Genomic DNA, 21,599 nt, shown 5'->3' with positions numbered 1-21,599 from the left:
GAGCCGGGAGAGCCCCGCGTCCCCTCGGGGACGCGGGGCTCTCCGCTTACGGGATTCACCCGGTCAGGTGTCCCTCCTCGCGCAGGCACTCGGCGAAGGCGGTCACCGTGGCCAGGCGGCTGGTGGCGTCGCCCCCGATCGGGAAGACGGTCATGCTGTCGATGCCGAGCTTGGCCAGGGTGCGGATGTGTTCGCGCGCCGCCGCCCGGTCGCCCGCCAGCGCCATGCGACGGACGAACTCGGCGGGGAGCAGCTCGGCGGCCCTGGCCGCCTCCTGGAACTCGCCGCCGGAGTACTCCTCGCGGACCCGGGCCACCAGCTCGGCGGAGAGGCCGGCGATCTCGCAGTACATCGGGGCGGTCATCGGGAACCACGCGGCGATCGTGCGGCCCGCCTCCAGGGCCGCGTCCTCGTCCTCGTCGATCGCGCCGTAGGCGAACACCGTGATCTCGGGCCGCGCGGAGCGGCCGCCCTGGTCGACGCCGCGGTCGATGTGCCGCAGGGCGTACTCGATCCCGTCCGGGTGCAGTCCCGCGAGCAGGATGACGCCGTCGGCGATCCGCCCCGCGAGTTCGAGCGTCTTCGGGCCGCTCGCCGAGACGTAGACGGGGATGTCCGGTCGGGAGGCGAAGCGCAGGTGCGCGTCGTCGAGCTCGAACCCGCGTGCCCGCATCGTGATGTGCTCGCCGCTCCACAGCCGGCGCGCGGCGACGATCGCGTCCTCGAGCAGCGCGAGCCTCGCGGGCCGCAGCCCCAGGGCTTCCAGCGGCCGGTCCCCGGCGCCGATGCCGTAGATCGCCCGTCCACCGGAGATCTCGTCGATGGTGGAGACGCCCACGGCGCCGAGCGCGGGGTGCCGGGTCACCGGATTGGTGACGGCCGTGCCGAGCCTGAGGGTCGCGGTGTTCACCGCCGCCAGCGTCAGATACGCGTAGGCGTACCGGGAGTGCAGTGAGGAGTCGGTCAGCCACAGGTTCTTCATTCCGGCCCGCTCGATGTGCTGGACCATCGAGACGAACCGGTCCGGCTCGTAGACCGGTTGGAGCGTGACGCCACCGTCCATGGGAACGACCTCTTTCCGTCAGAGAACCGGCCAGGTGGGCTTGGGGTCGATGCCGATCTTCTTGAGGATGCGCCGGTCGGTGCGTTCGACCTCTTCGCGCAGGGCGCCCTCGTCGAAGATGGTGCTCTTCTTGTCCTTGAGGACGATCCGCCCGCCGATGAGCACGGTGTCGACCGAGTGGCCGGTGACGCCGTAGGCCAGGTTGGCGATCGGGTTGTGCAGCGGGCGCCAGTCGTAGTCATCGGTGTCGAAGATGACGATGTCGGCTTCCTTGCCCGCTTCCAGTGAACCGGTGACGTCGTCGAAACGCAGGGCCCGGGCGCCCCCCAGGGTGCCGAGTTCGACGGCGGTCTCCGCGCTGACGGCGTTGGGGTCGCGGCGGGCGTCACGCGGCAGCAGCGCCGCCAGGTAGATGGCGCGGCAGATGTCCTGGTGGTTCGAGCAGTTCTCGGCGTCGGTCCCCAGGCCCATCGGCACACCGGCTTCGATCAGCTCGGGCCACTTCCCGAACACCGTGGTGCCCTTGGCCAGCTTGAGGGCGGTCGTGGGGTTCTGCGAGACCGTCGCGCCGGTGTCGGCGATGGCCGCCACATCGTCGGCGTCGAGGCTGGTGACGTGGTTGAGCAGGGTGTAGGGGTTGAGCGCCTTGATGCTGGCGCAGTGCTGGATCGGGCGCTCTCCGAACACCCTCAGTTCGAGTTCGACCTCCCGCTCGCTGGTCGACTTGTGCTGCACCGCGAGGGTCCGGGTCTCTTCGGCGATGCGGGCCGCGGCGACGGTGAGCTCGTCGGAGCAGGTCGTCACGCCCTCGATCGTGGCGGCGGGACGGATGCGCTCGTCGCCGAACTTCTGCACGGTCTCGATGCCGGTCTCCAGACGCCGGATCGCGGCCGCGGTGTCGAGCCGCAGCCAGTCCGGCAGCCCGTCGGTGCCGCCCGAGCCCTGCTGGTCCCAGGTCCACAGGCCGATCCGCGCGCGCATGCCCGACTCGGCGATCGCCGGCAGCACCGCGTCGAGGTGCTCGCAGCCGGGCTCCTCGAACAACGTGGTGCCGTTGCGGACCATTTCCGCCGTGGCGTGCCGCGCGTAGACGTTCATGTCCTCCGGCTCGAGGGAGGAGAAGGAGGGGTAGATGAAGCGCCGCAAGGACTCCAGCGTCGTCCCGCCCTCGGGCATCGCGCCTTTGGCGCAGCACAGCAGATGCCGATGGCCGTTGACCATGCCGGGCATGACCACCGCGTCGGGCCGGTCGATCCGGGACGCGGGCGCGTACCGGCCGTCGAGGTCCGCGGCCTTGCCCACCTCCACGATCTTCGTTCCGGTGACCGCGAGGGCACCGTCCTGGAAGATCCGGCGTTCGGCGTCGACCGTGATCACCCAACCCGCGGTGATGATCATGTCGCACGGTGTCCTATCGGTCATGAGCACTCCAGCAGGGACGATGTCTGAGATCTCAAATCTCAAGGAGGGGCCGCCCCCTTGTCAAGAGGTGGGCCCGAGAACGGAACTTCCACCCTCGGTTCGCGGACCAGCCCCTCACGTTAATGGCGTGTTACACCTCATCAGATGGCTTGACACGCACCACGAGCCGCATCCAGGACAAGCTCCGGGAAAAGTGAGATACCGAGATCTCAAATCTGTGAGCGGGTCGTGCCCGAGTCGGTGCGCGAAAGCCGGAACGCCCGGCCGAAGGGCCGGGCGTTCTCACGGGCGGGGCCGCGTCAGCGCGAGGCGGCGTCTTCCTGCCGGACGGGTGCCGCCGACTGCGGGTCGACGTGCTGCGACAGCTCCAGGTCGAAGGCGTCCACTCCGGTGCCGTTCAGGTTGACGGTCCCGGCGACGGGCGCGTACCCGCTGGCCACCAGCGTGTAGTCGGCCGCGGCCAGGTCGTCGAACCGGTAGAACCCGTCGGCGCCGGTGACCGAGGCGGCGACGACGTTGCCGCCGGAGTCCAGCACCGCGACCCGGATGTCCGGGAGCGGATTCCCGGACGTGGCGCGCACCGTCCCGCTCAGCGTGGCCGCGGGCTCCAGGGCGATCGCCCAGTAGCCTGCGGCGCCCGGCGACTCGCTCTGGAACGCCTGGGGCCGGTACCCGGCGGCGCGCACGGCCAGGGTGTGGTTCGGCGCGGCCAGGTCGGTCAGGAAGAACGCGCCGTCGTCCCCCGTGACGGTCGAACTCAGCACATCGCCGGTGCCGTCGACGGCCACCACCGTCGCGCCCGGCACGGCCTCGCCGGTCACGGCGTCGCGGACGGTGCCGCCCGCCCCGGCGGGCCCGGTCAGGCGGACGTCGGCGTCGATCGCGGCCCCGGCCGCCTGGACCGGGACAGCGGCCGGCTCGAACCCGGCCGCCGAACCGACCAGCAGGAACGGGCCGGTCCTGGCGGTGCTCAGGGCGTACCGGCCGCCCTCGCCGCTCACGGCGTGCGCGGCCTGGCGGCCCGCGTCGTCGATCAGCGTCACCGCGGCGCCCGTGACGGGCCGCGACCCGCTCAGGACGGTCCCGCTGACGACGGTCGAGCCCGTCGCTGCGGGGACCTCCGGGACGGCGGCCCGCGCGGGTGCGGGAGCCACAGGCGCGGGAGCGGGGGCCGCGGGACCGGCAAGCTCGGCCGGAGCGGTGATCTGGGCGGCCGGGGCGCGGCGGCGGCGGCCCGGGATGCTCAGGGTGAGGAGCGCGGCCGCGACCGCCACGCCCGCGCCGATGAGGAAGCCGACGCGGAACCCGTTCTCGGACGGGATGGACACCGGCCCCATGCGCACGGTCATCTGCGCCAGGACGACGCCGATGACGGCGCTGGAGGTCGAGGTGCCGACCGCGCGCATCAGGGTGTTGAAGCCGTTGGCGGCGGCGGTCTCCGAGGCGGGCACCGCGCCCATGATCAGGGCGGGCATGGCGCCGTAGGCGAAGGCCACGCCCGCGCTGCAGACGCAGGAGAAGGCGAGGATCCCCCACGCCTCGCCCATCAGCGGCAGCGCGACGCCGTACCCGGCGGCGATGATCAGCGCGCCGGTCAGCAGCGAGATCTTCGGCCCGGCGACCGCGGACAGCTTGGCGCCGATCGGGGACACGACCATCATCACCAGCCCGGCGGGGGCCATCCACAGACCGGCGGCGAGCATCGACTGGCCCAGCCCGTAGCCGGTGGCCTCGGGAAGCTGGAGGATCTGCGGGGAGAGCACCGACATCGCGTACATCGAGAAGCCGATGACGATCGAGGCCAGGTTGGTCAGCAGCACCTGGCGCCGGGCGGTCGTCCGCAGGTCGACCAGGGGCTCGGCGACGCGCAGTTCCCAGAAGCCCCAGAGCAGCAGGATCAGCGCGGCGGCCCCGAACAGGCCGAGCGTGGTGCCGCTGTCCCAGCCCCAGTCGCCGCCCTTGGACACCGCGAGCAGCAGGCACACCAGCCCGGCCGACAGGCCCGCCGCGCCGAGGTGGTCGAAGCGGCCGCGGGCGCGGACCTCGGATTCGGGCACGAACAGGAAGACCAGGACGCCGATCAGCACGGCCAGGACCGCGGTCCCCCAGAACAGCGCGTGCCAGTCGGCGTTGTCGACGACGACGGCCGACAGCGGCAGGCCGAACGCGCCGCCCACGCCGAGCGAGGAGCTCATGAGCGCGATGGAGGAGCCGAGGCGTTCGGCGGGCAGCACGTCGCGCATGATGCTGATGCCCAGCGGGATGATGCCCGACGCCATGCCCTGCAGGGCCCGCCCGACCACCATCGGGACCAGCGAGTCGGCCAGCCCGCTGACGACCGAGCCGGCCACCAGCAGCGCGACGCAGCCCAGCAGCACGCGCCGCTTGCCGTACAGGTCGCCCATGCGCCCGACGACGGGGGTGGCGACGGCGCCCGCCAGCAGCGTCGCGGTGAGGACCCACGAGGCGTCGGCCGGGCTGGTGTCCAGCAGCCGCGGCAGCTCGCCGATCAGCGGGACCACGAGGGTCTGCATCAGGGAAGCCACGATGCCGGCGCACGCCAGGACGCCGACGATCGCCCCGGCCCGGGGTGCTGGGGACACGTTCTCTCCTCTCGGGCACCGAACCGGCTCGGATGCCATGTGCACTCTACATACGTTATGCACGATGCACACATCGGGGCCGGGCCGTGGCGGGCCCGTCCTTGCGCCCTCCCCCGCCCCGGCGGGTACTCTGCAACGGAGAGGTGACCAACCGATCGCTTGCTTGTGGAGGGCAGGGTGGTCCGCGCATGAGCGCCGTCGAACTGGGCTTCATCGGATTGGGGCAGATGGGCGCGCCCATGGCCGGCCACCTGGCCGGCGCGGGCCTGATCGTGTACGACGCGCGCCCCGAGGCGATGGCGCCGCTGGCCGCCGCGGGCGCCCGGGCCGCGGGCGGCGTGGCGGAGGTGGCCGAGCGGGCGCGGGTCGTGTCGGTCATGGTCCGCGACGACGCGCAGGTGGCCGAGGTCGGCGCGGAGGTCCTAGCCGCCGCCCGGCCCGGCACCGTGCTCGCGATCCACTCCACGATCCGCGCCCGTACCGCCGAAGACCTGGCCGCACGCGCGGCCCCGCACGGGATCGAGGTGGTGGACGCCCCGGTCAGCGGCTCGTTCATCGGGGCGGCGGAGGGCAACCTCGCCGTGATGGCCGGCGGTACCGAGGAGGCGTTCGAACGGTGCCGCGAGCCGTTCGGCGCCTGGGCGGGCCTCGTCCTGCACATGGGCCCGGTCGGGTCGGGCACGCGGGCCAAGCTCGCCCGCAACCTGCTGCAGTTCGCGGCCTTCGCCGCGGCGGCGGAGGCGCAGCGGCTGGCGGAGGCGTCCGGGGTGTCGCTGCGCAAGCTGGCCAGGGTCGTCCGGCACACCGACGCGATCACCGGCGGGCCGAGTTCGATCATGCTGCGGCCGACGGCCGCGCCGCTGACCCCGGACGACGGCCTCTACGACGTCCTGCGGAACGTGCGCGACCTCGGAGAGAAGGACCTGGCGCTCGCCGTGGAACTGGCCGGCGAGCTCGGCGTGGACGTCCCGATGACCCGGCTCGCCCTCGACCGCCTCGCCGCCGGCCTCGGCCTGGAGGCGTCCGCCGGACGGGGCGGCGCCGATGGATGAGCGGCGGGAACGCGGCCTGGAGATGATGCGCCGGGTGTACGGCTTCGAGGTCGGCGACTCCCCCGGCGACTTCTTCGGCATCACCGTGGACCACCTGTTCGGGGACATCTGGACGCGCCCCGGCCTCAGCGTGCGCGACCGGCGCCTGCTGATCCTGGGCGTCCTGGCCGGCCAGGGCCAGACCGACGTCATGGAGCTCCAGATCCCCGCGGCCCTGGCCAACGGCGAGCTCTCCCCGGACGAGCTGCGCGAGATCGCCGTCTTCTTGACGCACTACATCGGCTGGCCGCTGGGGACCAAGGTCAGCGTCCAGGTCGACACCCACGTCGCCAGGCACGAGAAGCGCGCCCGGCGCGAGCGGGACGGCGGCCAGGAAAGGGACACGAAGCGGCCCCGGTAATACGGATCAGCACGTCGGCAAGGCCGTCGCCCTCAGGAGAATGGGCTTCTCCATAATCAATGCGGAGCCCCACTCCCACCCCCGCGCCCACCTCCGAGCGACGCCAGGGCCCGCTGACCAGGCGCGGGGGCCTCGCCCGCCTCCGGCAACGATCTTCCGGCGGCTTATGGACATACGCTCTTCTCCTGGTTAAGGTTGATTTCCGATCTAGGAGAAGCGTCTTCTCGTCTCCAGCGAGTACCATTTGCCCTCTAGCGCGGAGGAGCGACGACCGTGCCAACGGCGCCATTTCGCCATGCCTTGCGACCCGGCCGGGACCCCCTGGCCCCCCGAGCCGCCCGCCAGGCCGCCCGCCGCGCGGCGGCGGCATGAGCGCGGGCGAGGGGGAGGGCCCCGTGCCCGGCGGACCGGCGGACGCGCTGCCCGTCTTCGACGGCGTCCAGGTGCTCGAGGTGGCGCAGTGGACGTTCGCGCCCGCCGCGGCCGCGGTGCTGGCCGACTTCGGCGCCTCGGTGATCAAGGTGGAGGACCCGGTCACCGGTGACCCGCAGCGCGCGCTCACCACCTCCGGCGTGATGCCGGCGGTCGGCGGGGTCAACGTGGTCACCGCCCAGACCAACCGGGGCAAGCGCAGCATCGGGCTGAACCTGCGCGATCCCCGCGGCCAGGAGCTGCTCATGGAGCTCGTGGACCGCTCCGACGTCTTCGTGACGAACTTCCGGGGGCCGGCGCGGGCCAAGCTCGGCTTCGACGAGGACGCGGTCCGGGCCCGCAACCCGCGCATCATCTACGCCCGGGCCACGGGCCAGGGGGCGCGCGGCCCCGACGCCGACCGGGGCGGGTACGACTTCACCGCCTACTGGATGCGCAGCGGCATCGCCGCGAGCTTCACCGCCGAGGACGCCGACCGGCCGCTCCCCCAGCCGCCCGCCTTCGGCGACAAGGCCGGCGCGATGAACCTCGCGTTCGGCATCGCCGCGGCCCTCTACCGCCGCGAGCGCACCGGCCAGGGCGCCACCGTGGACGTCTCCCTGCTGGGCACCGCGCTGTGGCAGCACTCCAGCGCCGTCCTCTACAGCTGGGGGCTGGACCGCGAGTTCCCCATCCTGACCGGGCGGTCCAGGAACCCCATCGGCTGGAGCTACCGGACGGCCGACGGCCGCTGGATCGCGCTGATGATGATCGAGTCCGACCGGTGGTGGCCCGACCTGTGCCGCCATCTCGACCGCCCGGACCTGATCGACGACCGGCGCTTCGCCGACGCCGCGGCGCGCGCCGAGAACCTCACCGAGTGCGTCGCCGTGCTCGAGGGACTCTTCGCCGCCCTGCCGCTGGCCGAATGGGAGCGGCGGCTCGCGACGCTCGCCGGGCCCTGGGCCGTCCAGCGCACGATGCTGGAGACGGCCGAGGACCCCCAGGTGGTCGAGAACGGGTACGCCGTGTCGGTCGACTACGACGGCACCGACGTCCGGCTGATGAGCGCGCCCGTGCAGTTCGACGAGCGGGTGCCCGAGCTGGGCCGGGCGCCCGAGCACGCCGAGCACTCCGAGCAGGTGCTCCTCGAGCTGGGCTACGGCTGGGACGCGATCACCGAGTTCAAGGACTCCGGCGTGGTCTGAGTCGAGAGGACGAACCGCCATGACCGAGACCGACCCCGCGGAGGGCTTCCCGGGTTCCCCGGGGAAGGGGGAGGCCGCCGATCGCACGCTACCCTTTCGCTGTGACGCGAGATCCTGGATGGAGCGAGCTCATCGCTCGGGACGCGGTCGCGCGCCCCGAGCCGGGGACCTTCGTCGGGCCGCGGACGAAGCTCGTCCTGGCCGGGCAGCAGCTGCTGTTCGAGCACGGCGACTCCTCGTACACGATCGAGGAGCTGGTCCGCCGGGCGGGCGTGGCGATCAAGACCTTCTACCGGTGCTTCCCCAACAAGGAGGAGTTCCTGCAGACGGTCTTCACGACCTTCATCAACGGCACCATCCCGAGGATCCGGGAGCGCATCCTCGGCGCCTCCGGCGATCCGCTGGTCCGGCTGCGGATGGCGGTGACCTGGCCGCTGGACTGGCCCAGGGACGACGGGCGGCTGAACCGCGTGATCGCCAACGAGCACGTGCGGATCGCCGCGACCAATCCGGAGCGGATCGCCGAGACGAACCGGGCGTACGCCGAGCTCGTCCGGGAGATGGTCGCCGACGCCCGCGCGGCCGGGCTGGTGCGGCCGGCCGACCTGGAATGGGACGTCCACATCATCACCTCGATGGTCACGACGTCGTTCCACACCCTTGTCCTCGGGCTGAGCGATCCGCCCGACCGCGCGCTGCTGGCGGACAACGTCTGGCGGTTCTGCCTGACGGCCCTGCACGGACCCGGGCCGGTCTCGGCCGAGGGGGCCGAGCCGGTCTCGGCCGAAGGGGCCGGCTGACGCGCGGACTCACCTGTCGACAGCTCAGCGGGAGGCTCGAACCATGCCGGTGATCGATCTTGACGGGGTCCGGGCGCTCGGACGCGAGCTGAGCAACTGGGGGCGCTGGGGCGAGGACGACGAGCGCGGGACGCTCAACCTCATCACCCCCGAGGTGGTGACGGCGGCGGCGGCGACGGTACGGCGCGGGGTGTCCTTCGCTCTCTCGGTCCCCGCCGACGAGAACGGCCCCCACGACATGAAGACCAGCGGGCGCTTCAACCCGATCCACACGATGACGCGGTACCGCGGCGACAGCCCCCGGGGCGACGCGTGGGACTTCGCCTCCTCCGAGGACATGCTGATCATCGGGACGCACTCGTCGACGCACTTCGACGCGCTCGCCCACCTCTGGTACGACGACCTGCTCTACAACGGCCGCCACCACGACACCGCGGTGACGGCGTGGGGCGCCGTGCACGGCTCGATCCAGAACCTGGTGAACGGGGTCGTGTCGCGCGGCGTCCTGGTGGACGTCCCGCGCCATCTGGGCACCACCCATCTCGCCCCCGGGACCCAGGTCGGGCCCGCCGACCTGGACGCCGTGCTCGGCGCGGCCGGTGTCACGCCGCGGCCGGGCGACGTGCTGCTGCTGCGCACGGGCACCTACCCCCGGCAGCGGCGCGGCCTCGACGTCGCCCCCGGCGCGTCGCCCGGGCTCACCTGGGAGTGCGCCCGCTGGATCCGCGACCACGGGATCGCCGCCGTGTGCGCCGACAACCTGGCCGTGGAGGCGCTCCGCGCGAACGGCGACGGCCCGATGATCCCCTTCCACATGCTCGCGATCCGCGACATGGGCCTGCTCCTCGGCGAGATGTTCGACTTCGAGGACCTGGCCGAGGACTGCGCGGCCGACGGGGTCTACGAGTGCATGTTCGTCGCGTCCCCTTTGAACATCCCCGGCGGCGTGGGCTCGCCCGTCAACCCCATCGCGGTCAAGTGACCTCCGCCCCGCCCGGCCCCGGGCGGGCCTCGGATTCTGGAGCCATCGCCATGCGCACGATTCCCAGCGAGCTGGTCAAGCGGTACGAGGCGGAGGGGTGGTGGACGCGGGACACGCTCGGCGAGCTGCTGGCCCGGGGCCTGGCGGCGGCACCGGAGGCGGTGTTCCGGGTGCACTCCTCCGTGCGGCCGTGGAGCGGCACCTTCGCCGACGTGGAGCTGGTGGCGCGGCGGCTGGCCGGTGGGCTGCGGGAACGGGGCGTGGGGCCGGGTGACGTGGTCGCCTTCCAGTTGCCCAACTGGATGGAGGCGGCGGCGGTGTTCTGGGCGTCGGCGCTGCTGGGGACGACGGTGGTGCCGATCGTCCACTTCTACGGGCGTAAGGAGGTCGGCTACATCCTGGAGGCGGTCCGGCCGCGGGTGTTCGTGGGCGCCGAGAAGTTCGGGCGGCTGGAGTTCCAGGACGACCTGTTCGAGGGCGTGCCGATCGTGGGCGTGGTCGGGCGCGACTTCGACAGCCTGCTCGCCGCCGACCCGATGGCCGGGACGCTGCCGGTGGACCCGGCGGCGCCCGCGGTGATCGCGTTCACCTCGGGCACCACCCGCGACCCCAAGGGCGTGATCCACAGCCACCGGACCCTCGGCTGCGAGACGCGCCAGATGTCCGAGCGCTACCCGCCCGAGCTGGCGCGGCAGCTCACCTCGGCCCCCGTGGGGCACTTCATGGGCATGGTGGGCGCCTTCCTGGTCCCGGTGCTGGACGGCTGGCCGATCCACCTCGCCGACGTCTGGGACCCGGGCCGCGTCCTGGCGCTGATGGACAGCGACGGCCTCATCGTGGGCGGCGGCGTGCCGTACTACATCACCAGCCTGCTGGACCACCCCGACTTCGCCGACCGGCATCTGCGGTCCATGAAGTACGCGGGGCTGGGCGGCGCGGCCGTCCCGGCGGCGATCACCGGCCGGCTCACCGGGCTCGGCATCACGGTCTACCGCTCGTACGGCAGCACCGAGCACCCGTCCATGACGGCCTCGCTGCACACCGCGCCCGAGGCCAAGCGGGTCTACACCGACGGCAAGGCGCTGCCGGGCGTGGAGGTGCGGCTGACCGAGGACGGGGAGATCCTCAGCCGGGGCCCGGACCTGTGCCTGGGCTACACCGACGAGGCCCTCACGAAGCGGGCCTTCGACGAGGACGGCTGGTACCACACGGGCGACATCGCGGTGATGGACGAGGACGGCTACATCACGATCACCGACCGCAAGTCCGACATCATCATCCGCGGCGGCGAGAACATCAGCGCCCTGGAGGTCGAGGAGGCGCTGCTGACCCTGCCGGACGTCGCGGAGGCGGTGGTGGTGGCCGCGCCCGACGAGCGGCTGGGCGAGCACGCCGCCGCCGTCCTGCGGCTCAGGGAGGGACGTCCCGTGCCCACGATGGACGAGCTGCGGGCCCATTTCGAGCGGGTGGGCCTGGCCAAGCAGAAGTGGCCGGAGGAGGTGCACGCGGTCGACGACTTCCCCCGCACCGCCAGCGGCAAGGTCCAGAAGTTCGTGCTGCGGCGGGACATCGAGGCGCGCCGGACGTCCGGCTAGCCGGGGGCGGACCGCGCCTGGCACGGCCGTAGCGGCATATGGCACTCTCTTTTTCGGAGATGCCTCCATCCACTTAACGGGATCGGGCTTGTCCGGGCCGGCCGGGCGACGGCCGGCCCCGCTCGCGCAAGAGAGTGAGGTTGCAGCCTTGGGGTCCACACCCGTGCGGTCGGCGTTTCACGACCGGCCGGATTATCGCGTCGAACTGCTCGCCCGCACCAACGTCATGACCGCCTGGCTGGGTGAGACCCGCCTGGCCCAGAGCGACGCCTGCTTCGTCGTCGACGAGCAGGATCACGGGCTGGTGGTGTACTTCCCCCGGGACGCCGTCGATTTCTCCCATCTGGAGCCGACCGACCATCACACCGTCTGCCCGTTCAAGGGGCAGGCCTCGTACTGGCGGGCCGCCGGCGGTGAGGGGACGGGCATCGCGTGGAGCTATCCGGAGCCCTTCCCTGAGGTGGCCCGGCTGGCCGGCTACATCGCCTTCGACCAGGACCAGGTCCGCGTGGCCATCGGCACGGGGACCTTCACCGGGGTGCGCCCGTGAGCGAGTCGTCCCTCGAGCGCATGATCGACATCTTCGACGTGGCACCGGTCGACTCCGCCTCGACGCGGTTCGAGGGGGACAGCGACGGCGGGGGCCGGCAGGTCGTCGACGGCAGCCAGATCCTGGGCCAGTCCATCGTCGCCGCGAGCAAGGCCCTTCCGGGGCGGACGGTGCGTTCCGCGCACGCGCTGTTCGCCGCCGTCGCCGACCCGGACAGGCCGCTGGAGTTCACCGTGACGCCGGTGCGCGCGGGACGCTCGTTCGCCAGCGCCACGGTGCTGGTCGCGCAGGGCGACCGGCCCTGCGTGACGAGCACCGTGCTGCTGGACCATCCGCAGCCCGACGTCATCCGGCACGACCGGTGGACGGGCCCGCCGGTCGAGGGCCCGGAGGCGGCGAAGGCCGTCGACATGCCGCTGCCCGGCAGGGAGCTGCGCATCGAGGGGATCGACGACTACGGGAACCCCGACGAGGTCGGGCCGCCGGTCATCGACGCCTGGCTGCGCTACGACGCCGTGCCCGAGCGCGACGACCTGCGCCGCGCCCTGCTGTCGCACTTCACCGGCCACCTGTCCATCTCCACCACCATGCGGCCCCATCCGGGAATCGGCACGTCCCAGGCGCATTACACGGTCTCGACCGCGCCCATGGGCATCGGCGTGAGCTTCCACGACCCGGTCGGCTGGGACGGCTGGCTCCGCTACCACCACGAGAGCACCTTCGCGGGCGCGGGCATGAGCTACGTCCGCGGCCAGATCCTCACCGCGGAGGGGCGCCTGCTGGCGTCGTTCACGCAGGACGGCATGATCCGCGCCTTCGACGCCAAGGGCTCGGCGACGTCGATGCCGGCCAAGGCCCGCCTGTAGCACCGCGAACGGCCCCGGGGCCCGGCGGGTTCCCCGGGGTCACGCGCGGGTGAGGGGCGGCCGGCACCGTCGTTCGCCGGACCCGCCTCGAATGTCGGTCGCCGCCCATAAGGTGCCCGGGATGGAAACTCCGGATCTTGAACAGAGGCTGCGCGACCGGCCCGGCGACCGCGCCTCGTGGCTGGTCTACGGCGACCGGCTCCTCGACCGGGGCGACGCGCGCGGCACGCTCATCCGGTTGGAAGAGCGCCGCGCCCGCTGCGGCCCCGTCGAGGGCGTGGCCCTGGACCACGAGATCACCGGCCTGGAGCGGGAGCACCAGGTCGGCTGGGACGCGGCGCTGCCCGAGGGCGTGACCGTGCTGGCACGCCGGTACGGCTTCGCCACGAAGATCGCCGTCGAGTGGTCCGAGAACGCGCCCGCGGTGATCGAGCGCGCCCTGCGGGACCCCTTCGTGACCGCGCTGCGGATCCGGCCCCCCGCCGGCCCCTCCGACGACGACGAGGAAGAGGAGGAGGAGGAGTGGATCGAGCTCGACGAGGACGGCATGCCGCTCGGGGCGCCGCCCGTCGAGGCCGGCGCCCTCGCCACGCTCGACCTCGGCCGGCTCACCGAGCTCGACCTGTCCTACTTCCGCGTCGGCGACCCCGGCGCCAGGGCCCTCGCGGCCTCGATCGCGAAGGGCCGCGTCGAGACGCTCGACCTGCGGTACTGCGGCATCGGTGACGACGGCCTGGAGGTCCTCGCCGCGTCCCCGCACTTCGACCGCCTCCGGCGGCTGCGCCTGCAGAGCAACGGGCTCACCGCCGCGGGCGTCCGTTCGCTGGGCCGCTTCGGGCGGCTCGTCGACCTCGACCTGCGCTACAACCGGATCGGCGCGGACGGGGCGGACGCCCTGCTCGCCGCGCCGTTCATCGGGTCGCTCCAGCGGCTGCTCCTGCACCGCGGCGACCTCTCCGACGCCGGCGTGAAGAAGCTGGCGCTCGCCGACCAGCTCCCGCCCGCGCTGCGCAGCTTTTGGAGGAGTGTGTGAGCATCGAGCTCCGCGACCGTTTCTTCGCCCTGTCGGAGAGGGACGCCCCCGCCGCCGAGGTCGCCCGCTACCGCGCCGAGGTCGACGCCACCGACGCCGAGTCCGCCGCGACGCTCGACGGGCTGGCGATCTCCTGGCATCCGACCGCGCGCCACAAGGCGGTGCGGTTCGTGGACGCCTGGCGCATCGACGCCGGCGTGCGCGAGCTGTTCGCCCGGCCCAGCGAGGCCGCGCCGCACCTGGCGGCCGTCTTCGTCGATCCGCGCGAGCTGTCGTTCCGCACGTTCGAGAACATCCTCCCGCTGGACGACCTGTTCACCGGGGCCGGGCTGGAGTTCGAGTTCACCGACCGCGTGGAGCTCGCGGACGAGGCGTTCGCGTTCGCGCTCCGGCTCCCCGACGCCGACCGGGCCCGCCTCGAACGCCTCGACGCGCTGAACCTGTACGTCCCGCCGCTCAACGCCGCCTCGCGCGGCGGCGACCGCTTCATCTTCCACTCCGCCCTGCTCGCCGAGGCGCTCGGCGCAGCGGTCGCCACGGCGATGCCCGAGCCGCTGCTCGACGGCTTCTCCCACGTGAACCCGGTGTTCCGGTGCAACCGCTTCGAGCCCGGCGACGCCAACTTCCACCGCCACCGCGACACGCCCTATTACGACGCGGCGCGGCGGCACGTCTCGCGCTACACGGTGCTGCTCTATCTCACCGGCGGTTCGGCGGAGCCCGCCCTCGACCTCGCCGGAGGGGCCGCGCTCGCCGACATCGGGCCCTTCACCTGCGTGATCTTCGATCAGCGGTACGAGCACGAGGGCGCACCCTACCGCGACGGCCGCAAGGTCTTCCTGCGCACCGAGCTGATCTTCACCGACCCCGAGGTCTCCCACGATCCCGAGATCGGCGCGCTGTTCAGCAAGGCGTGCTACCTCACCGGTGAGAGCGTCTTCGCGCCCGAGCTGGCCCGCCACGCCGACGACCATTACAACCGGGTGGCCGCCGCGCACTGGGACGGCCTCGCTCCCGGCGCCGCCCGCGAGCCGTTCGTCCACAAGCGGTTCCGGGGCGTGGACTTCGTCGCCAACGGCTACGACTTCTGGTTCGCCAAGAGCGACGCGCTCTCGCTCGCCGAGTGCGCCGCGATCACGCTTCTGGACTACTTCAACTGCAAGGTCGGCGACACCGCGTTCCGCGCCCTCTGCGACTCGACGGTGATCGAGGCCGACGGCACCGACTGGATCCCCGGCTTCCTGGAGGAGCGGCGCGGCGGCTCGGCCGTCCCGGCGTTCGACAAGTCCATGCTCTTCCCCGAGCCGGAGGAATCCGACGGCGAGTGCTGCCCGTTCCACGGCTTCAGGTTCGAGGCCCGGCGCCACTACGAGATCATCGATCTCTACCAGCGCGCCCAGCTCTTCACCAAGGCGCACATCATGCCCGCGCCGATCATGATGATGGGCGAGGACGTGGTCCTCGATCCGGAGAAGTTCGTGGTCCGGGGCAACCAGATCCACGTGCTGGGCGGGGAGTCGCTCGCGCCCGTCAACTTCGCCGCGTGCTGGAACAGCGGCGGCTCACCGGAGAACTACATCGACGTCGCCGCCACCGTCGGGGTGGCGCACTTCCTGGTCCCGCCGATCCTCTTCACCGAGTCCGCCACCGGCTACCACCTGCGGTTCGACTTCTTCCGCAACTCCTGGACGGTGAAGCACCGGCAGGCGGCCGTCCCCGTCCCCATGATCACCGACGAGGGTCCGTGGGAGGTCGAGGAGAGCGGCGAGGCGCCCTGGATGGACGCCGTCGACCCGTCCCTGGTCGCGGGCGGCTCCGGCGAGACCGCGGCCAAGCTCTGGTGGGCCGACGGCTCCCCGCTGGTCGACGAGCTCTACGACTACGTCACCGACCGGGAGTATGACGAGGACGACTACTGAGGCCCCGGGCCCGGCCCGGGGCCTCACGGATCAACGGATCAGGCGCCGTCGTAGAACTTCTTGGCCCCCGGGTGCAGCACGACCGGTTCGCTCTTCGGCGCCTGGGCGCGGTCGATGTTCTTCGCCTCCGGATGCACCTTGATCAGCTCCTGCTGGTGGTCGAAGATCACCTTGGCGAGGTCGTGGGCCAGCGTGTCGGGCATCTTGGCCGAGACGATGAGCACGTTGGGCACCGCGATCGTCGACACGTCGCCCGGCGTGCCGTACACGTTCTTCCTGATGGTGGTGGACTTGTAGATCGGGCCGTAGGTCGAGCCCAGCCGGGCCAGCTCCCGGTCGAGGGGCACGAACACGGCCTTGGTCTTCATGCTGGTCATCAGGTCGGTGATGCCGCTGGTGGGCAGCCCGCCGGACCAGACCATGGCGTCCAGGGTGCCGTCCTTCATGCCCTGGACGGTCTCGGGCAGCGACAGGGCCTGTTTCTTGACCCCGGTGCCGGGATCCAGGCCGGCCGCCTCCAGCAGGCGCAGCGCCATGGTCTCGGTGCCCGACTTGGGCGACCCGGTGGAGACCCGCTTGCCCTTCATGTCCGCCACCGTGCGGATGCCCGCGTCGGCCCGCGCGATGACGTGCACGTAGTTGTCGTAGATGCGGGCCAGCGCCCGGATCGGCTGCGGGCTGGAGAACGAGTGCTTCCCGGTGGCGGCCTCCCCGGCGACGTCGGCCAGGCTGAAGGCGATGTCGGAGTCTCCGCGCACCACGCGCTGGATGTTCTCGACGGAGGCGCCGGTGGCCTCGGCCGTGGCCTGGTACCCGCGCACGTTCCTGCTGATCAGGTCGGCGTAGCCGCCGCCGAGCTGGTAGTAGACGCCGGTGGTGTTGCCGGTCGCGATGGCCAGCCGGCCCCGGTTGTAGAGGCCGTCGTCGCCGGTGTTCCGCTCGCCGCCGCACGCGGCCAGCGTCGCGGTGAGCGCCAGGGCCGCGAGGGCGGCACAGGTCCGGATGATGGGGCGCATCAGTGTCCTTTCCGGGCTGGGGTGGGTTGGAGTTCGGGGGCCGGGGGGAGGGTCCGGCCGCGCCGCAGGACCAGGTGGACGAGCAGGGCCGCCGCCAGCAGGCCGAGGCCGGCGGCCACGCTGGCGGGTCTGAGGTGCAGGAGCGCGAGGGCGGCGCCGGCGGCGAGCAGCCGTTCGACCGGGCCCGCCGGTCCGAGCATCCAGCCGCCGGTGACGACCGCGAGCGCCGCCACCGCGACGGCCGACACCGCCAGCGCGGTCAGCACCTCCGGCCACGGCGCCTGCCACAGCAGCGCGCGGCCCTCCGGCGCCAGCACGAACGCGAAGGGGACCAGGAAGGCGGGCAGGGTGTACTTCCAGGTCAGCATCATGGTCTTGAAGGCGTTGCCGCCGGTGATCGCCGCCGCCGCGACCGCCGCCAGCGCGGTCGGCGGCGTCACCTCCGACAGCACCGCGTAGTAGAAGATGAACATGTACGCGGCGTCCGGGGCCACGCCGTGCGTCTGCAGCACCGGCCCGATGATGACGGCGGCGATGATGAACGACGCGGTCACCGGCACCGCCAGGCCCAGCAGCAGGACGGCGACGGCGGCCAGGACGACGGTCAGCGTCATGTTCCCGCCGGCGAAGTCGACGATGAGCCGCGAGGACTTCAGCCCGAGCCCGGTGAGCGTCACGACCGCCACGATGATGCCCGCCGCGGCCGTCGTCGCCGCCACCGGCAGCACCCCGAGGGTGCCCGCCGCCAGGGCCTGCGCGGTGCGCCGCGGGCCGAGCCGGTTGCGGCGGTCCAGGAACGACAGCGCGAAGGCCAGGACGGTGGCGTACACGACCGCGCGGAACGGCGAGACGCCGAACGCCATCAGCACCACGATCGCGATCAGCGAGGAGAAGTGGTACCCGAACCGGCCGAGCAGCCGCCACACCGACGGGGTGTCCACCTCGACGGCGCGGACCCCGAACCGCCGGGCGTCGATCTCGATCGCCAGGATGATCCCCAGGTAGTAGAGCAGCGTCGGGATCGTCGCGTACAGCAGCACGGTCAGGTAGGAGACCCGCAGGTACTCGGCGATGATGAAGGCCGCGGCGCCGAGCGTGGGCGGGGAGAGGATCGCCCCGATCCCGGCCGCGGCCAGCACGCCTCCCCCGGCGGCCGGCGGGTACCCGGCCCGCCGCAGGATCGGCCACGAGACGCTGCCCAGCGAGACGGCCGTGGCCGTGCCCGACCCCGACACCGTGCCCAGCAGGAACCCGGCCAGCGTGACGGTGCGGCCGGGGGCCGCCGCCGACCGGCGGAAGGCGGCGAACGAGACGTCCACGAAGAAGCGGCCCGCGCCCGAGTGGTCGAGCACGGCGCCGTAGATCGTGAAGAGCACGATGTAGGTCGCGGCGACGTCCAGCGGCACCCCGAACAGGCCCTCGGTGCCCATGTAGAGCTGGGTGAGGATCCGGTCGAACTCGAAGCCGCGGTGCCCGAGCGTCCAGTCCACCGGCAGGTAGCCGCCGTAGTAGGCGTAGGCGAGGAACGCGACGCAGATGCCCGGCAGGATCGGCCCCACGGTGCGGCGCGTCGCCTCCAGCACCAGCAGCAGGCAGCCGGTGGCCATCGCCACGTCGAGGCCGGAGGGGGTGACCGTGCGGCGGAGGAAGTCGTCGAAGCCGATGAGCGGGTAGGCGCACACGACCAGGGAGACGGCCGCCAGGATCCAGTCGGCCACGCCCGGGTTGTCGCGCCCCGGGGCGCTCTTCTTCGGCTCCTCGCCGGCGTCCTGGTCGCCGTCCGGCGCGGTCTCGTCGCCGTCCCGCCCGCCCTTGAGGCGCCGCCCCAGGCCCCGCAGGTTCAGGCCGGGCCGGTACACCAGAAAGGTGAGCGGCAGCACCGCCGCCAGGAAGCCCATGCGGTACTGCAGGGCGGGGAGGGGCCTGAAGACGGCGTACAGCGCGTACAGGGACACGCCGAACGCGACCGCTCCGGTCGCGTACGCCACCGGGCCGGTGAGCCGCCGGGCCGGACGTTCCGCGTCGTACTCGGCGATGAGGTCCTCGGCGTCGGCCCGCGTGAGCTCGGGCGCCTCGCCTTTGGGCGCCTCGTCGCCGGTCGCCGGGCGCGGGTCGCTGTGCCTGGGTGTGGACACGCCAACCTCCCGTTCGGTTGACGGAAACGTAAATGTGATGCAGCGCACACGGGAAGGGGGCGGGCCTCCGATTTGAGGAACTCTTAGGGTTGCGTCCGTGAGGCGCGTCCCGGCCCTGGTCCTCGTGCTCGCGGTGCTGGTCTCGTGCGCGGCGGCGTGCAGCGAGTCGGCACCGGACGAAGGGCGCCTGCTGATCGCCGCGGGTGGCGGCAGCGGCGTCTACCACGCCTACGCGCAGGGCCTGGCGCGGGCGGCCCAGCTGGAGGAGATGCGGCCGCGCGTGCTCGCGACGGCGTCGGCGGCCGACAACCTGCGGCGGGTCGCGGAGGGGACGGCGGACGTCGCGTTCGCGCCCGCCGACCTGGCGGCGCTGGCGGCGGCGGGCAGACCCCCGTTCACCGCACTGCCGCGCGTGGCGGCGCTGGCGCGGCTGTACGACGAGCACACCCACCTGGTGGTCCCCGCCGACAGCGGCGTCCACGCGCTGCCCGACCTGCGGGGCCGGAGGGTGTCGACCGGGGCGCCGGGCACCGACACCGAACTGGTCGCCACCCGGCTGCTGGGCTCCGCCGGGATCGACCCCGACAAGGAGGTCCGCCGGCTGCGCCTGCCCGTGCGCGAGGCCGCGGCGGCCCTGCGGGACCGGCGGGTGGACGCCTTCTTCTTCTCCGGCGGCGTGCCCAACGAGGCGATCACGCAGCTGACCCACGTGATGGGGGTGCGGCTGGTCGATCTCGGCGCGTACGTGGGGCCGCTGCGCCGGTTCCACGGGGACTTCTACGAGGAGCGCTCGATCCCGGCGTCGGCCTACCGGTTGTTCGCCGCGCCCCGGACCGTCGGCGTGCCGAGCTATCTCGTCGTGGCGTCGTCCATGCCGGCCGACCGCGCCCTCGCGCTCACACGGATGCTGTTCGCGCGGAAGGACGTCCTGGTCGCCACCCGTCCGGAGGCGCTGTACCTGAACCGGCGCGCGGCGATCTCGACCGGGCCCCTGCCGCTGCATCCGGGGGCGGCGCGCTACTACCGGGAGTCCAAGGTCGCCGGCTGATCCGGGGACACCGCGCGGTCCTGCCCGTCCCGGGCCCGCGGCACGTCGCCGGCGGGTGCGGGCAGCACGAGCCTGGCGCACAGCCCGTGCGGCTCGACCGGCAGCAGCTCCAGCCGTCCGCCCGACGCCTCGGCCAGGGCGTGGGCGATGGTGAGCCCGAGCCCGGTGCCGTCGATGTTCTGGTGCTCCGGGCTCCGCCAGAACCGCTGGGTGGCGGCGGCGCGTTCGGCGTCCGGCAGTCCCGGCCCGTCGTCGGCGACGTCGACGCAGACCACGCGCTGCTCCGCGGCGGGCCCCTCCCCCGCGGGCACGGCGCCCGGGGCCGGCGGCGGCCGCCGGCGCGGGCGCGACACGGTGACGGTGACGGTCGCGCCCGGTCCCGCGAACTTGGCGGCGTTGTCGATCAGGGCGTCCAGGATCTGGCCCACGCCGTCGACGGCGGCCAGCGCGCCCGCGTGCGCCGCGCCCCGCCGCCGCACCCGCACGCCCGCCGCCGCCTCCCGCCACGCGGCCACCCGCTCGGTGGCCACCCGGCCGCAGTCCACGACGGCGACCCGGCAGTTGCCGCCCTCGGCGCGCACCAGCGCCAGAAGGCCGTCCAGGATGCCGGTGAGCCGGGCGGTCTCCTCGATCGCCGATTCCAGGTCGCGGGCCCCGTCGGCCGACATGTGCGGGCCGAGGTTCTCCACCCGCAGCCGCAGCGCCGCCAGCGGGTTGCGGAGCTGGTGGCTGGCATAGGACGCGAACGACCGCTGCAGCTCCAAATTGCGGCTCATCGCCTCGGCCATCGCGTTGAAGTGCTCGGCCAGCCGCCGCAGTTCCGCCGGGCCGGTGGCGACCGGGACCCGCGCCTGCAGCCGCCCGGCCGACAGCTCGCCGGTGACCCGGTCCAGGTTGCGCACCACCCGCAGGACCCACCGGCTCAGCGGGATCGCGGCGGCGCCGAACACCAGCAGCGCCGCCAGGCCCGCCGCCGCGAGCTGGCTCCAGCGCTCCACGACGCTCGCGCGCACGGCGTGCGTGGGCGAGACCGTGACGGCGGCGCCGATGACCTCGCCGCCGCACCCGACCGGCTCCACCACGATCATCGGATCGTGGTTCCAGGGCCAGGTCACGCTCTGGATCGCCGACCGGTCCCCCGACAGCACCGCGCGCAGCCGGGAACGGCCCACCTCCCGGACCAGCCCCGGGCGCGAGGCCACCACGATGTTGCCCTCCCGGTCGGCGACCGCCGCCGGGATGCCGTACAGCTCGTCGTAGCGGACCAGCTCGGCCCGCAGGCTGTCGGTCCGCCCGCTGCACAGCGCGGGCTCGGCGAGCGAGGCGAAGCGGGAGGTGTCGTTCAGGCGGTCGATGAACATGGCCTGCGTCTCGTGCGCGGCGAAGGTGACCGCGAGCGGTATCTCCAGCGCCGCCAGCACCATCACGAGCAGGGAGACGTACACCGCGAGCAGCCGCCGCAGCATCGGCCCTCACCCCCGTGCCGCGGGGCGTGC

Annotated in this window: 17 protein-coding genes; 11 read left to right on the top strand and 6 right to left on the bottom strand. The window is 72.9% G+C overall.

The window, feature by feature from the left end; genetic code table 11:
- Nucleotides 1–55 precede the first annotated feature (55 nt).
- The 3 genes from ACZ466_RS44965 to ACZ466_RS44955 form a co-directional block, all read right to left on the bottom strand.
- Nucleotides 56–1,063 (bottom strand): LLM class flavin-dependent oxidoreductase, encoded by a 1,008-nt coding sequence (locus ACZ466_RS44965; RefSeq protein ID WP_378283113.1) that lies wholly within the window; start codon nt 1,061–1,063, stop codon nt 56–58.
- Between the two features lie 18 nt (nt 1,064–1,081).
- Nucleotides 1,082–2,485, bottom strand: coding sequence for an amidohydrolase family protein (locus tag ACZ466_RS44960; RefSeq protein ID WP_378283114.1), 1,404 nt, complete (start codon nt 2,483–2,485; stop codon nt 1,082–1,084).
- A gap of 299 nt (nt 2,486–2,784) precedes the next feature.
- Nucleotides 2,785–5,088 carry an MFS transporter gene (locus tag ACZ466_RS44955; RefSeq protein WP_378283115.1) on the bottom strand — a complete coding sequence of 768 codons (2,304 nt, stop codon included), beginning with the start codon at nt 5,086–5,088 and terminating at the stop codon, nt 2,785–2,787.
- Nucleotides 5,089–5,276: 188 nt separating this feature from the next.
- On the opposite strand from ACZ466_RS44955, the gene ACZ466_RS44950 reads away from it, so the two are divergent.
- The 10 genes from ACZ466_RS44950 (at nt 5,277) to ACZ466_RS44905 (ending at nt 15,904) form a co-directional block, all read left to right on the top strand.
- Nucleotides 5,277–6,140 carry an NAD(P)-dependent oxidoreductase gene (locus ACZ466_RS44950; RefSeq protein WP_378283116.1) on the top strand — a complete coding sequence of 288 codons (864 nt, stop codon included), beginning with the start codon at nt 5,277–5,279 and terminating at the stop codon, nt 6,138–6,140.
- Complete coding sequence (locus tag ACZ466_RS44945) at nt 6,133–6,540, top strand: carboxymuconolactone decarboxylase family protein (RefSeq protein WP_378283117.1); 408 nt, start codon at nt 6,133–6,135, stop codon at nt 6,538–6,540. The genes ACZ466_RS44950 and ACZ466_RS44945 overlap by 8 nt, the downstream gene beginning before the upstream one ends.
- Nucleotides 6,541–6,935: 395 nt before the next feature.
- Complete coding sequence (locus ACZ466_RS44940; RefSeq protein ID WP_378283118.1) at nt 6,936–8,159, top strand: CaiB/BaiF CoA transferase family protein; 1,224 nt, start codon at nt 6,936–6,938, stop codon at nt 8,157–8,159.
- Between the two features lie 101 nt (nt 8,160–8,260).
- Nucleotides 8,261–8,959, top strand: a complete 699-nt coding sequence (locus ACZ466_RS44935) for a TetR/AcrR family transcriptional regulator (RefSeq protein ID WP_378283119.1) — start codon at nt 8,261–8,263, stop codon at nt 8,957–8,959.
- A 43-nt stretch (nt 8,960–9,002) separates the two neighbouring features.
- Entirely contained in the window at nt 9,003–9,941 is a 939-nt protein-coding gene (locus tag ACZ466_RS44930; RefSeq protein WP_378283120.1) for a cyclase family protein, read from the top strand.
- A gap of 50 nt (nt 9,942–9,991) precedes the next feature.
- On the top strand, nt 9,992–11,536 hold the full coding sequence (locus ACZ466_RS44925) for an AMP-binding protein (RefSeq protein WP_378283121.1): 1,545 nt from the start codon (nt 9,992–9,994) through the stop codon (nt 11,534–11,536).
- A gap of 148 nt (nt 11,537–11,684) precedes the next feature.
- Nucleotides 11,685–12,086 carry a DUF427 domain-containing protein gene (locus ACZ466_RS44920; RefSeq protein WP_378283122.1) on the top strand — a complete coding sequence of 134 codons (402 nt, stop codon included), beginning with the start codon at nt 11,685–11,687 and terminating at the stop codon, nt 12,084–12,086.
- Nucleotides 12,083–12,952, top strand: coding sequence for an acyl-CoA thioesterase (locus ACZ466_RS44915; RefSeq protein WP_378283123.1), 870 nt, complete (start codon nt 12,083–12,085; stop codon nt 12,950–12,952). Before ACZ466_RS44920 ends, ACZ466_RS44915 begins: the two co-directional genes overlap by 4 nt.
- A 121-nt stretch (nt 12,953–13,073) precedes the next feature.
- Nucleotides 13,074–13,985 (top strand): leucine-rich repeat domain-containing protein, encoded by a 912-nt coding sequence (locus ACZ466_RS44910; RefSeq protein ID WP_378283124.1) that lies wholly within the window; start codon nt 13,074–13,076, stop codon nt 13,983–13,985.
- On the top strand, nt 13,982–15,904 hold the full coding sequence (locus tag ACZ466_RS44905; protein WP_378283125.1) for a hypothetical protein: 1,923 nt from the start codon (nt 13,982–13,984) through the stop codon (nt 15,902–15,904). Before ACZ466_RS44910 ends, ACZ466_RS44905 begins: the two co-directional genes overlap by 4 nt.
- 38 nt (nt 15,905–15,942) lie before the next feature.
- Here ACZ466_RS44905 and ACZ466_RS44900 read toward each other — a convergent pair whose 3' ends face one another.
- Both ACZ466_RS44900 and ACZ466_RS44895 read right to left on the bottom strand, forming a co-directional pair.
- Nucleotides 15,943–16,920 (bottom strand): TAXI family TRAP transporter solute-binding subunit, encoded by a 978-nt coding sequence (locus ACZ466_RS44900; RefSeq protein WP_464041941.1) that lies wholly within the window; start codon nt 16,918–16,920, stop codon nt 15,943–15,945.
- The gene (locus ACZ466_RS44895; protein ID WP_378283127.1) at nt 16,920–19,055 is read right to left on the bottom strand and encodes a TRAP transporter permease; all 2,136 of its coding nucleotides are present in this window, start codon (nt 19,053–19,055) and stop codon (nt 16,920–16,922) included. The genes ACZ466_RS44900 and ACZ466_RS44895 overlap by 1 nt, the downstream gene beginning before the upstream one ends.
- Nucleotides 19,056–19,152: 97 nt before the next feature.
- On the opposite strand from ACZ466_RS44895, the gene ACZ466_RS44890 reads away from it, so the two are divergent.
- A complete protein-coding gene (locus ACZ466_RS44890) occupies nt 19,153–20,103 on the top strand; it encodes a TAXI family TRAP transporter solute-binding subunit (RefSeq protein ID WP_378283128.1) in 951 nt (316 codons plus the stop codon).
- Here ACZ466_RS44890 and ACZ466_RS44885 read toward each other — a convergent pair.
- Nucleotides 20,076–21,569, bottom strand: coding sequence for a sensor histidine kinase (locus tag ACZ466_RS44885; RefSeq protein ID WP_378283129.1), 1,494 nt, complete (start codon nt 21,567–21,569; stop codon nt 20,076–20,078). The two genes, ACZ466_RS44890 and ACZ466_RS44885, sit on opposite strands and share 28 nt — an antisense overlap.
- Nucleotides 21,570–21,599: the final 30 nt, after the last annotated feature.

The organism is Actinomadura rugatobispora, from assembly GCF_055379765.1.
Note: the sequence above shows the minus strand (reverse complement) of the source record. Positions and strands in the feature narration are given on the sequence as shown.

Bases quoted from the DNA above. Each gene is read 5' to 3' on its own strand.
- ACZ466_RS44965 (WP_378283113.1), bottom strand. From the start codon at position 1,063: ATGGACGGTGGCGTCACGCTCCAACCGGTCTACGAGCCGGACCGGTTC.
- ACZ466_RS44960 (WP_378283114.1), bottom strand. From the start codon at position 2,485: ATGACCGATAGGACACCGTGCGACATGATCATCACCGCGGGTTGGGTG.
- ACZ466_RS44950 (WP_378283116.1), top strand. From the start codon at position 5,277: ATGAGCGCCGTCGAACTGGGCTTCATCGGATTGGGGCAGATGGGCGCG.
- ACZ466_RS44945 (WP_378283117.1), top strand. From the start codon at position 6,133: ATGGATGAGCGGCGGGAACGCGGCCTGGAGATGATGCGCCGGGTGTAC.
- ACZ466_RS44930 (WP_378283120.1), top strand. From the start codon at position 9,003: ATGCCGGTGATCGATCTTGACGGGGTCCGGGCGCTCGGACGCGAGCTG.
- ACZ466_RS44925 (WP_378283121.1), top strand. From the start codon at position 9,992: ATGCGCACGATTCCCAGCGAGCTGGTCAAGCGGTACGAGGCGGAGGGG.
- ACZ466_RS44910 (WP_378283124.1), top strand. From the start codon at position 13,074: ATGGAAACTCCGGATCTTGAACAGAGGCTGCGCGACCGGCCCGGCGAC.
- ACZ466_RS44900 (WP_464041941.1), bottom strand. From the start codon at position 16,920: ATGCGCCCCATCATCCGGACCTGTGCCGCCCTCGCGGCCCTGGCGCTC.
- ACZ466_RS44885 (WP_378283129.1), bottom strand. From the start codon at position 21,569: ATGCTGCGGCGGCTGCTCGCGGTGTACGTCTCCCTGCTCGTGATGGTG.